At 39.5% G+C, this 12,439-nt stretch carries 9 protein-coding genes and 1 pseudogene; all 10 read right to left on the bottom strand.

Annotated features, from left to right (window positions below; translation table 11 throughout):
- Positions 1-32: 32 nt before the first annotated feature.
- Positions 33-770 (bottom strand): 23S rRNA (guanosine(2251)-2'-O)-methyltransferase RlmB, encoded by a 738-nt coding sequence (rlmB, locus tag AC01GB_RS08640; RefSeq protein WP_474451490.1) that lies wholly within the window; start codon positions 768-770, stop codon positions 33-35.
- A gap of 77 nt (positions 771-847) precedes the next feature.
- Positions 848-3,291, bottom strand: a pseudogene (rnr, locus tag AC01GB_RS08635) (ribonuclease R).
- 58 nt (positions 3,292-3,349) lie between these two features.
- Positions 3,350-3,772: a nitric oxide-sensing transcriptional repressor NsrR gene (gene nsrR, locus AC01GB_RS08630; RefSeq protein WP_032114362.1), complete on the bottom strand. Its 423-nt coding sequence runs from the start codon at positions 3,770-3,772 to the stop codon at positions 3,350-3,352.
- A 194-nt stretch (positions 3,773-3,966) separates the two neighbouring features.
- Positions 3,967-5,265 carry an adenylosuccinate synthase gene (locus tag AC01GB_RS08625; protein WP_474451489.1) on the bottom strand — a complete coding sequence of 433 codons (1,299 nt, stop codon included), beginning with the start codon at positions 5,263-5,265 and terminating at the stop codon, positions 3,967-3,969.
- Positions 5,266-5,436: 171 nt separating this feature from the next.
- Positions 5,437-6,444: a protease modulator HflC gene (gene hflC / locus AC01GB_RS08620; protein ID WP_474451488.1), complete on the bottom strand. Its 1,008-nt coding sequence runs from the start codon at positions 6,442-6,444 to the stop codon at positions 5,437-5,439.
- A gap of 2 nt (positions 6,445-6,446) precedes the next feature.
- The gene (hflK, locus tag AC01GB_RS08615) at positions 6,447-7,664 is read right to left on the bottom strand and encodes an FtsH protease activity modulator HflK (protein WP_474451487.1); all 1,218 of its coding nucleotides are present in this window, start codon (positions 7,662-7,664) and stop codon (positions 6,447-6,449) included.
- An 85-nt stretch (positions 7,665-7,749) separates the two neighbouring features.
- Entirely contained in the window at positions 7,750-9,042 is a 1,293-nt protein-coding gene (hflX, locus tag AC01GB_RS08610; protein WP_474451486.1) for a ribosome rescue GTPase HflX, read from the bottom strand.
- A 94-nt stretch (positions 9,043-9,136) separates the two neighbouring features.
- Entirely contained in the window at positions 9,137-9,433 is a 297-nt protein-coding gene (gene hfq, locus AC01GB_RS08605) for an RNA chaperone Hfq (protein WP_026821863.1), read from the bottom strand.
- Positions 9,434-9,543: 110 nt separating this feature from the next.
- Entirely contained in the window at positions 9,544-10,485 is a 942-nt protein-coding gene (gene miaA / locus AC01GB_RS08600) for a tRNA (adenosine(37)-N6)-dimethylallyltransferase MiaA (RefSeq protein WP_474451484.1), read from the bottom strand.
- On the bottom strand, positions 10,478-12,433 hold the full coding sequence (gene mutL / locus AC01GB_RS08595; RefSeq protein ID WP_474451483.1) for a DNA mismatch repair endonuclease MutL: 1,956 nt from the start codon (positions 12,431-12,433) through the stop codon (positions 10,478-10,480). The genes miaA and mutL overlap by 8 nt, the downstream gene beginning before the upstream one ends.
- Positions 12,434-12,439 lie beyond the last annotated feature (6 nt).

Here is a 12,439-nt window from a genome sequence, read left to right as displayed (position 1 = left end):
TTGCCAAGATTATCAATGCTCTTACTTTTTTCTCAATAACTGTGCCGTTGACGTACTGCTTCGAATAAACAAACGCCGGTCGCAACAGAGACATTTAAAGACGAAACCATACCGGCCATCGGAATACTAATCAGTTCATCACAATATTCCCTTGTTAAACGACGCATACCTTCACCTTCAGCACCCATCACCAATGCAACCGCCCCGGTTAACTTACTCTCATATAATGTATGATTGGCGTCACCTGCAGTGCCAACAATCCAGATATGATGCTGCTGCAATTGACGTAGTGTCCGCGCAAGATTGGTAACCCGAATTAATGGCATACTCTCAGCTGCACCACAGGCAACTTTCTTAACGATGGCATTAAGTTGAGCAGATTTATCCTTTGGTACAATAACCGCATCAATACCCGAAGCCTCTGCACTACGTAAACAAGCACCTAAGTTATGTGGATCGGTAATACCATCTAATATAAGCAAAAAGGGTGATTTTGTCTGAGAAATAATAATATCTAAATCACTCTCTTGATATTGCCGCCCGGGTTTTACCTGAGCAATAATACCCTGATGAACAGCGTTCTCTGTCTGCTTATCCATCCATTGACGATTAGCTAACTGGATAATAATACCCAATTTTTCAAGCTGGTGAATAATCGGCAATAAACGTTTATCTTCACGCCCTTTGAGTACATAAACTTGTTTTAAACGCGATGGATCGCGCTCCAGCAGTGCTTGCACTGCATGAATACCATAAATAATTTCACTCATAAATTTATCGATTACTTTATAACTCTCAAAGATAGTCAATCATTGCCGATGAAGATCAGTAATAAAAATAACTAAGATTATTTTTGTGCTTTTTTGATAGCCTTTTTTGCTCTCAATTTTGCGGCAATTTTTTACTTTTATCAGAAACCTTTTTCCCTTTCTTATCTACTTTTTTATCGTTGCCGCTGCCTTTTTTATTCACTTTAATAAATGCACTACTGGGCTCAAAATTTTTGTCCTGGCTGTAATCTTGTTTGCTATGAGTTGAAATTGTTTTTTTAAATTGCTTTTTTGCTTTTTCTTTTGCTGTCTTACCTGGATTTTTCGCCTTACGTAAGGTTGATATCAATGCGAAATCGATCTTGCGTTCATCCATATGTACAGCTTCAACGCTAATTTCAACTTCATCACCAAGACGATATACCATCCCCGAAGACTCACCAATAAGTCTCTGTCCTACATTATCGTAGCGATAGTAATCATTATTAAGTGATGAGACATGCACCAGACCATCAATAAAAAGATCTTTTAAGCGGACAAAAAAGCCAAAACCCGTGACACTGGTGATAATGCCAGTAAATACATTGCCAACTTGATCCTGCATAAAATCACATTTCAACCAATCAGCAACATCTCTCGTTGCTTCATCAGCTCGCCGTTCTGTCATTGAACAATGTTCACCCAATTGCAGCATTTCATGAGTATCAGAATGCCAACCACCGGTCGGCGTCGAACGATGTTGATTGTTTCCATGTTGGCCAGATAAAAGATATTTAATCGAACGATGTAACGCTAAATCAGGATATCGACGGATCGGTGAAGTGAAATGGGCATAAGATTTCAGTGCTAAGCCAAAATGCCCTCTATTTTCAGGATCATAAATAGCTTGTTTCATTGAACGCAGAATCATTGTTTGCAGCAATTCATGATCCGGACGTTCAGCCACTTCATCCATAACTTTAGCATAATCAGCTGATTGTGGTTTCATGCCACCTGGCAATGTCAAACCCAGCTCGCCAAATACCGTCCGCAAATTTACAATACTCTCTTGTTTGGGCCTATCATGGACACGGTACAAGCTAGGTTCTTTATTCCGCTCAACAAAACGTGCGGCAGCGATATTCGCTAAAATCATACACTCTTCAATTAATTTATGCGCATCATTACGTTCAACCGGCTCTATCCGCTCAATCCGTTTTTCTGCATTAAAAATAAATTTAGCTTTTTCAGATTCAAAGGAGATAGCCCCGCGTTTTATGCGCGTATTATCTAACGCTTTATATAATCGATGAAGTTGTTCTAAATGCGGCACCAGGTCTTGATAATGTTGACGTAATTCTTCGTCACCCTGTAAAATTTTCCAGACTTTGGTATAAGTCAATCTGGCATGAGAACTCATTACGGCTTCATAGAATTTAGATGAAGTAATTTTCCCTTCCGCCGATAGCTGCATTTCACATACCATGCAAAGCCTCTCAACTTCAGGGTTTAATGAACATAACCCATTAGAAAGAATTTCAGGCAACATAGGGATCACTCGTGATGGAAAATAGACTGAATTTCCCCGACTAACCGCTTCACTATCCAAAGCCGTTTGTGGCCGCACATAATAACTAACATCAGCAATCGCCACCCATAAGCACCAGCCACCGTCTTCTTTCGGCATACAATAAACTGCATCATCAAAATCTCGGGCATCTTCGCCATCAATGGTGACTAAAGGTAGATGACATAAGTCTACTCTGCCTTTTTTTGCTGATGCAGGGATCTGTTCGGACAAATCAGCAACTTGCTTCTCAACTTGTGGTGGCCAACTATATGGAATTTCATAGGTTCTTAATGCAATCTCTACCGCAATGTTGGTCCCCATGCTTTCGCCTAATACTTCAACAATATTTCCTACTGCCTGGGTATGGCGCGCTGGTCGGGTTGTCATCTCAACGACAACCACATTTCCGATCCTGGCACCGTTAACCTGCTCTTTAGGGATCAATATGTCAAAGGACAGTCGACTATCATCAGGGACTACATACCCCATCCCCGATTCTATAAAATAACGTCCTACAATATGATTATTTCGTGGGACAAGCACTCGAACAATGCGAACTTCTGTACGTCCTCGCCGATCTTTGCCCAATGGCTGGATAAGTACAACATCACCATGCAGCGCTTTTTTCATTTCTTCTAAAGAAAGGTAAAAATCGTCTTTCTGGCCTTCTACCCGTAAAAAACCAAAACCATCACGATGGCCAATAACTGTGCCTTTGAGTAAATCAAGGCGTTCAGGTAAGGCATAACATTGACGACGAGCAAATACCAATTGCCCATCACGTTCCATAGCACGTAAGCGGCGCCGCAAAGCCTCTAACTCTTCTTCTTTAGTTAACTTTAATATTCGGGCGATTTCCTGCCGACTTACAGGCTTAGTAAATTTTGCTAATACCTCTAAAATATATTCACGACTTGCAATTGGTGAATGATATTTCTCAGCTTCCCGGTCTTTATAAGGATCTTTTGCCATCACTCACCTCCGCTACCACTTTGATTAATATAACCCACTAATACACTAGGCCTGTTATTTATTTTAATAGTAACTTATAAAGTAGCTTATTATTTTCTATTAGATCTGCCAGTGTATATTTATCTAATTCATTTAAAAAAAGTTCAATTGCTTGATTTAATATTTTTTTTAATCGACAAGCAGAAGTAATATGGCAAAAATCGCTGCAGCAATTAACTAATGCTAGAGGCTCTAATAGACGAACAACATCACCTATCCGGATCTGCTCAGCTGGCTTGCCTAAGTAAATCCCTCCATTTTTCCCTCTCACCGCAGCAACAAGTCCACATCGGCTTAATTGATTAATAATTTTTACCATATGGTTACGCGAGACACCGTATACATTAGCAACTTCAGTAATATTAGTTCTTTTATCCTTAGGTAATGAAGCCATATAAATTAATGCTCTTAAGCCATAATCAGTAAAACTTGTTAACTGCACATTAACCTCTGGTTATAAAACAAAAATGGAAAGACATCTTCTTGACATTAATTCATCTAGTTATATCTATTATGTAAATCTTTATCATATTAAGCAAAATTGATCAGTAATCAGGTAATATGAATTACTAGATATAAAAATAACGCCTGAATGTTCAGGCGTCACTCTTTGAGCAATATTATTGAGTGGTAAAATTATGCATCAAAAGGATCTCGTAATATCATTGTTTCAGCACGATCAGGTCCGGTCGAAATAATATCTATCGGGATCCTGGTTAATTCCTCAATCCGTTTAATATAATCAATGGCTGCTTTAGGTAATTGATTATATTCTTTTACCCCAAAAGTACTTTCACTCCAGCCTAGTAACGTTTCATATATCGGCACTAAATCTTCCCATTCCTCTGCCGCTAACGGCGTTATAGTCAATTCAGTCCCATCTGGTTTGCGATAAGCAACACAAAGTTTCACTTCATCCAAACCGTCTAATACATCTAATTTGGTTAAACAGAAACCGGAAAGAGAATTGATTTGAACTGCCCGGTTAATAGCAACAATATCTAACCAACCTGTACGACGGCAACGGCCTGTTGTTGCACCAAATTCTTGCCCTTTTTCACGCAGGTATTCGCCGGTTTCATCAGATAACTCCGTTGGAAAAGGACCGCCACCTACACGGGTAGAATAAGCTTTCAATATTCCTAAAACATAATCAATATAACGCGGACCTAATCCTGAACCAGTGGCAACACCACCCGCCGTTGTATTTGATGAAGTCACATAGGGATAAGTACCATGATCAATGTCCAGCAATGTTCCCTGAGCACCTTCATATATCACTAATTCGCCTTTTTGATGCGCTTTGTATAATAAATCTGCGACATCAACGGTCATCGCCGTCAAAATATCGGCAATAACCATAATATCATCTAATGTTTTTTGGTAATCGATTGCGGGCGCTTGATAATAATTCACTAATTGAAAATTATGGTAATCAACAATTTCTTTAAGTTTGACTGGAAAGATTTTTTTATTAAACAGATCGCCAACGCGTAATCCACGGCGGGCAACTTTATCTTCATAAGCGGGTCCAATGCCCCGGCCGGTCGTTCCTATCGCTTTTGCACCTCGCGCTTTTTCACGCTCATTATCTAAAGCAACATGATAGGGCAAGATTAATGGACAAGCTGCCGAAATTTTGAGGCGTTCGCGCACTGGCACGCCACGCGCTTCCAATTTTTTCATTTCATCCATTAATGCATCAGGCGCTAATACCACACCATTGCCAATGACGCTTATGACATTTTCACGCAGAATACCTGATGGAATAAGATGGAGAACAGTTTTCTCACCATTTACCACTAGCGTATGACCAGCATTATGCCCACCTTGGTAACGAACAACATACTTAGCGCATTCAGTTAGTAAATCAACTATTTTGCCTTTACCTTCGTCACCCCACTGAGTACCTAATACGACAACGTTTTTACCCATTTCAAAATTCACTCGATTGCTTAAAAAAGAATTCTACCATTTCAACCATTAGCTGCCAGCAATTTTTATAACACCAATACCTCTTTTCATGACAATATTAACAGATTAAAGCCCGCCTAATGCGGGCTTACCTAGAGTCAATTGGCAATCATTTCATTTATCTTTAAATAATCACTGTACCGCTCTTTGTTTAGTTGGTGCTCGCATATAGCGGAAAAAATCGGTATCTGGGCTTAATACCATCACATCATCACCATTTTTACTAAAGCTCTTTTCGTATGCCCGTAAACTACGAATAAAAGCATAGAAATCAGGATCTTGGTTAAATGCATCAGCAAATAGCTTAGTTGCCATCGCATCTCCTTCACCATGTAATTTCAGTGCCGTGCGCTCCGCTTCTGCCAATGTCTCGGTCACTGTTTTATCTGCTGCTGCACAGATCTTCACGGCCTCTTCTTGACCTTGTGAACGATGTTGGCGTGCTACAGCCTCTCGTTCAGCGCGCATACGTTGATATATCGCTTCCGAAACTTCACTTGGCAATTCAATACGTTTGATACGAACATCGACAACTCGGATCCCTAACGCCGCCATGCTGTTTGGATTAACAACTGGCGAATTACCTTTGATCTCTTGATCAAAACGGGCTGCTGCCGAGGCAATAGCCTGATCTGCATCTTTTGTCGCTTCTGTATCTGAACCAGAACCTTTATTAAGTGCATCACGCACATCGACGGTCAAGCGCCCGCGAGAATCGGTAATAATATCTTTCACATTTAAACGGCCAAATTCTGAACGCAGACGATCACTAAATTTACGTTTCAGTAAAGTTTCAGCTTGATAAGGATTACCGCCACCGGTCGCCACATAGTAACGACTAAAATCAGTAATTCGCCATTTTAAATAGGAATCAACCATTAAATCTTTATTTTCTCGAGTCAGATAGCGATCTGCCTGAACATCCAATGTCTGAATACGAGCATCCAGCATTTTTACCGTTTCAATAAATGGTATTTTGAGGTACAAACCTGGCTCATAAATAATAGGTTTATTGTCATTATCACGCACAACCTTACCAAAGCGTAGAATAATACCTCTTTCTGTTTGTTGAACGGTGAAAATTGACATATACAACACAACTAATGCAGCAACAATAATAACAATCACTGATTTACGCATGATTATTGTCTCCCTACACGAGTTGAATTACTGCCCCGAGCATTATCCCGCGTACCATAGCTATATGAATAAGGCGATTCAGTAGAAATATCTGATTGCTGAATAACTTTTGGTGGCGTTATTTTTTGTATATCTACTGCTTTATCTTTGGTTCCACTGCGTAAAATCTGCTCTAACGGCAACACTAACATACTATTGCTCTTGTCGTTAACAATAACCTTACGCGTATTACTTAGTACTCGTTCCATTGTCTCAATATATAAACGTTCACGAGTGATTTGAGGAGCAGCTCGATATTCTGGCAACATTTTGGCAAAGCTGGCTACTTCACCTTCCGCCTTGAAAACCACACTTGATTTATAAGCTGTTGCTTCTTCAATCAATTTCTGCGCATTACCTTTCGCTAATGGCAAAACTTCATTACGATAAGCTTGCGCTTCACGAATGGTTTTCTGTTCTTCTTCTCGTGCTGCAATAACATCATCAAATGCGGCTTTAACCGCTTCCGGTGGAAGAGCAGCCTCGAAGTTAACATCTAATATCGTTATACCCATATTATAAGGTCTTATCGTATTTTCTAACTCTTTTTGTGTTTCATCACGGATAAAGGCACGCTTCGTCGTTAACACCTGTTCCATTGCTGATTGGCCAATAATTCCACGTACTGCGCTATCTATTGCCTGACGTAAACTGTTATCCGGGTTAGTAACATTAAATAAATATTGAGCCGGATCTGTTACGCGATACTGGACGTTCATTTCTACTTGAATAACATTTTCATCCGAAGTTAACATCATACCATTAGTCGCTTGTTCACGAATGGTTTCAACATTAATCGGAATCACTTTTTCAATAAAATTTGGTTTCCAATTCAAACCCGGTTCAACAGTATGGCTATATTTACCAAAACGGAAAACGACGCCACGATCACTCTCTTTTATCGTATAAAAACCACTTGCAGCCCAAATAATAACAACTGCTGCGATAATAAATACGATAAAACGGTCGTTTATATTGACGCCATTTTGATTACTCGAACCATTTTTACCTTTATTATTCCCACCTAAACCACCAAGTTTGCGACTCAACTTGCGAAACAGATCGTCAAGATCAGTTGTTCCCTTTTTCCGATTACCTTTATTACCACTGGAGTTGCCGCTATTGCTGCTTCCCCACGGGTCGCGGTCCTGTCCGTTATTACCGGGCTGATTCCACGCCATGTTATAGCTCCATTCGTTATGATTGGTTTTTCAGGGCTAAGAGCAAAATATTTTACTCTTAATTTGTTCAATTTATTGACCACACTTAATGTATTGACTTAACAATGTACTCAAGTAAAGGTTGTTCTTGCTTGCAAAGTCTTTGCCAGTCAACAATGGGCAGCTTGACTTGAAGCATGATACTGCTATCTTTATCCATTTCTTCATATTCGATTGCCTGAAGTTGATAGAACCGACTGCGCAAACGACCCGCTTCTGGCGGTAAACGCAATTCATAGTGTGCAATTTCACCAGAAAGGCGTTCTGTCAGCGCCTGTAATAATAATGAAATCCCTTCACCAGTTTGAGCAGAGAGCCAGACCCGAATAGGGGCATTATTCTCATCGCGATCAATACGGGGAGTAAATCCATTCAATATGTCAATTTTATTCATGACTAACAGCGCTGGAATTTCATTAGCCTCAATTTCTTCTAGTACACTTTCAACTGCGCGGATATTTTCTTCCATACGGTTATCCGCAGCATCGACAACATGTAATAATAAACTGGCTTCGCGTGTTTCCTGCAATGTTGCTTTAAATGCAGCGACCAGATCGTGAGGTAGATGGCGAATAAAACCTACAGTATCAGCCAACACTGTCACTCCAACATCATCAATATCAATATGCCGTAATGTAGGATCTAACGTCGCAAATAATTGATCTGCTGCATATACTTCAGACTTTGTCATTTGATTAAACAGACTAGACTTACCTGCATTAGTGTAGCCTACCAATGATATGGTGGGAATACCCGCTTTACTTCTAGCTTGTCTACCCTGCTCTCTCTGCTTTTCTACCTTAGCCAACCGAGAAAGAATTTGCCGAATTTTACCGCGGATCAATCGACGATCCGTTTCAAGTTGCGTTTCACCAGGTCCACGTAAGCCGATCCCTCCTTTCTGTCGTTCAAGGTGAGTCCAGCCACCTACCAAACGGGTAGAAATATGCCTTAACTGAGCTAATTCAACTTGTAGTTTACCTTCATGTGTACGTGCGCGCTGTGCAAATATATCTAAAATTAAACCCGTACGATCAATAACTCGGCACTGACATAATCGTTCAAGATTTCTTTCCTGTGCAGGGCTTAATGTATGATCAAAAAGAACCACATCGGCATTACTGTCTTTAACAGCTGCTGCGATTTCTTCCGCTTTACCCTCACCAACAAAATATTTAGCCTGCGGTGATTTGCGATTTCCTGTGATTATCTGTACTGGCTTAATGCCCGCAGAGATGACTAATGATTCAAATTCAATCAGGTTTTCAGTATCTTTTTCATTAGAGAAAAAAACATGCATAAGAACAGCTAATTCCCCACCTTCATGTCTATCAAACAAAAGCACAACTCCTTAGACTTAAAAAATATCAAACAGGCAAAATACAGGTAAAAGGAACTTTACCTATATTTTTTTGTTCAGATAATTAACTGAATTATTCAGTCGCATCACTATCCTGTGGAACTGCCACATTACCTGTATTGTAATTACCTAAGCCTGTATTACCTCCTTGATTACTATGGTGAGATACAGGACGAGAAGGTACTACAGTAGAAATAGCATGCTTATATACCATTTGGCTTACTGTGTTTTTCAGTAAAATAACAAATTGATCAAATGATTCGATTTGACCTTGTAATTTGATGCCATTGACCAAATAAATGGAAACCGGAACCCTTTCACGACGTAACGCGTTTAGGAACGGATCTTGCAAAGATTGCCCCTTAGCCATTCTCTATTTTCCTTATTTTGTTGTTTTTAACTAAGAACCTTTATGGTTCGAAAAAATTAACTACTCAAAAAAATTGTGCCTTTACCACCAATTGTAGATAAATAGCAAACCTATGCACTAATAACATGCAATATTGTGTTAAGAATTCCCTTAATATCATCGCTATCGAGTCTATGCACGTTTTTCCATCCTCTTAACCATGTAATTTGACGTTTAGCCAATTGACGTGTTGCACATATACCACGATAAACCATTTCATCATAGCTGATTTCGCCAGACAAATATAACCACATCTGACGATAACCAACAGAACGTATAGCGGGTAGTTCCCCATGGAGATCCCCTCTAGCATAAAGAGAGCTAACTTCATCCTCAAAACCCGTCTTCAACATTTGTAGGAAGCGCATCTCAATACGTTGGTGGAAAATTTTACGATCTTGCGGTGAAATCGCAAACTGTAACACATTATAAGGTAATTCTGCCTCTACAATTTCAGTTAATTCTGTCAGACTCTTCCCGGAAACTAAGAAAACCTCCAAGGCACGAGACAATCGTTGAGGATCATTAGGATGGATTCTAGCTGCCGATATGGGATCAACCGCTTGCAAACGTTTATGAATTGCACCCCAACCAAATTGTTTCGCGTGCATTTCAATTTCTGCCCGAATTGTAACATCGGCAGAAGGTAAGGGTGACAACCCATCCAGTAATGCTTTAAAATATAGCATAGTCCCCCCAACGAGTAAGGGAATACGGCCCGATGCGACAATTTTTTCCATTTCTAATAAAGCATCACCGCGAAAATCTGCTGCTGAATAAGACTGTGCAGGATCCAATATGTCAATTAATCGGTGTGGAGCAATTTGTTGCTCTTCCCGTGTTGGTTTCGCTGTTCCTATATCCATACCGCGATATATTAAAGTAGAATCTACACTAATTATTTCAACGGGTAACTGTTGACGCAATGCCATTGCCAATGCTGTCTTTCCTGACGCCGTTGGCCCCATGATAAAAATCGCTTGCGGTTTATGTTGAAAAATTTGTTTACTCATGAGTTAAAGCCGTTATCACCGATTCAAAATCAATTAGTTGTAGTAATGTTTTCGGTGGTTCTTTAACTAATTCAGGGTAAGCCCGCTCCAGATCCGCTAATAACTGTACCCCTTGTGCAATCGTCCACACTTGTTTTTCATTTACTAAATGATCTGCTAACCAAACAACTAATTCCATCAACTGACAAGAAGTATTTTGAGCAAGATATTTCAATAATTTTGGAAATAGTTCAGCTAAATTTTGTGATCTCAAGGGACAAGATACACCACTAATTGTTGCTGTGTTATGAGAAATATTGATGTCAAAACCTAAGGTACTTAATAATACCTTTACTTGATAAAAAGTTTCAATTTCCTTTTCTGTTAATACGAGCTTTATTGGTATCAGTAAGGGCTGAGATTTTAATTCTTTATCAGTAGGAATTAATTGACTTCGTTTTAAATATAGCTCAGCTTGCGCTAATGATAACAAACCTATTCCAAATGATGATTCAATAAATGCGAAATTTTTAGAATAAATTGTTAGTATTTTACCAAATGTATAATTTTTATCATTTTTTTCTATATCAACCGATTTCACTGCTATTTTTTCAGTTTTTATCGATTCTCGCTCTGGAAAAAGTGGGATTTTTTCTTGTTTAGCTGGTTCATTTTGCATCAATTGCTGATAAAGCTCACCCTGTTTTTTGTTATAGATTTTTTTAGCTATTTTTCCATTATCGTAACAAGAAAATGATGCTGTTTTAGACGGCGAAATTTGGCTACTGGCACTTAATTCTGTTATTACTTGTACTTTTTGCTCTTTAATAACTAAATTCTGCTTTGAATCATCTGAGGCAAAAAAATTTTCACCCGCAGCTAACCGATTTTGTAATCCTGAAGCAAGATGAGTTTCCTGGTTTGAACTAACAGAGACTTGATTAAATTGTTTTTGGTGTTGTTGGCTTAGTACCGTGTTCACACCCTGATAGATAAAATCATGAACCAATCTCGCTTGGTGAAAACGGACTTCCTGTTTGGCTGGGTGAACATTAACATCAACCTGATGAGGATCAATGGTTAAATAAAGCACATAAGCCGCTTGCTGTTCTTCTTGCAGACGATCGGCATAGGCCTGACGAATTGCATGATTAATTAATCGATCGCGCATTATGCGCCCATTCACATAACAATATTGAATTTCAGCGGCCTTACCTAAATAGGGATTAGTTATCCAGCCTTTAATGGCTAAATCACCATGTTGCCAACATAATTTCAGCGCATTTTGTATAAAAGAAGTACCACAAATAGCCGCCAAACGTCGTTCATATTGCTCTTCACTATTTATCGCACGATACTGGCGAACTAATTTACCATTATGATGCAAATTGATTGCAACATCGAAACGCGCTAAAGCTATTCTACGTATAATCTCATCAATATGGCTAAATTCGGTTTTTTCTGTACGTAAAAATTTACGTCGAGCCGGCGTATTATAAAACAGATCAAGAACTTCAACTGTTGTTCCTATTGGGTGAGCCGCAGGTTTTAGCGTAACATTCATCTCACGCCCTTCAGCATAAGCTTGCCAGGCTTCCGTCTGAGTCTCGACACGTGAAGTTAGTATTAAACGAGAAACCGAACTAATACTGGCCAGCGCTTCTCCTCTAAATCCCATACTCATAATAGCGGCCAGATCTTCTAGCGTCGCTATTTTGCTGGTAGCGTGTCGCTCCAACGCTAGTGTTAAATCTTCTTTGGCGATACCACTACCATTGTCATGGATACGGATAAGTTTTGCCCCACCACGCTCAATTTCAATATCAATACGGCTGGCGCCAGCATCAAGACTATTTTCGACTAACTCTTTCACAACCGATGATGGGCGTTCAACAACTTCACCCGCAGCTATTTGATTAGCTAACTGAGGAGAAAGAATTTGTATCGCTGACATACTGACCTCTGCCATATTGCA

The organism is Candidatus Arsenophonus phytopathogenicus, from assembly GCF_056113345.1.
The sequence above is the reverse complement of the archived record's forward strand: the minus strand, read 5'-3'. Positions and strand labels throughout refer to the sequence as shown.

Excerpts from the sequence above, each read along its gene's own strand:
- mutL (WP_474451483.1), bottom strand. The coding sequence starts at position 12,433 with ATGGCAGAGGTCAGTATGTCAGCGATACAAATTCTTTCTCCTCAGTTA.
- hflK (WP_474451487.1), bottom strand. The coding sequence starts at position 7,664 with ATGGCGTGGAATCAGCCCGGTAATAACGGACAGGACCGCGACCCGTGG.
- hfq (WP_026821863.1), bottom strand. The coding sequence starts at position 9,433 with ATGGCTAAGGGGCAATCTTTGCAAGATCCGTTCCTAAACGCGTTACGT.
- AC01GB_RS08625 (WP_474451489.1), bottom strand. The coding sequence starts at position 5,265 with ATGGGTAAAAACGTTGTCGTATTAGGTACTCAGTGGGGTGACGAAGGT.
- miaA (WP_474451484.1), bottom strand. The coding sequence starts at position 10,485 with ATGAGTAAACAAATTTTTCAACATAAACCGCAAGCGATTTTTATCATG.
- hflC (WP_474451488.1), bottom strand. The coding sequence starts at position 6,444 with ATGCGTAAATCAGTGATTGTTATTATTGTTGCTGCATTAGTTGTGTTG.
- rlmB (WP_474451490.1), bottom strand. The coding sequence starts at position 770 with ATGAGTGAAATTATTTATGGTATTCATGCAGTGCAAGCACTGCTGGAG.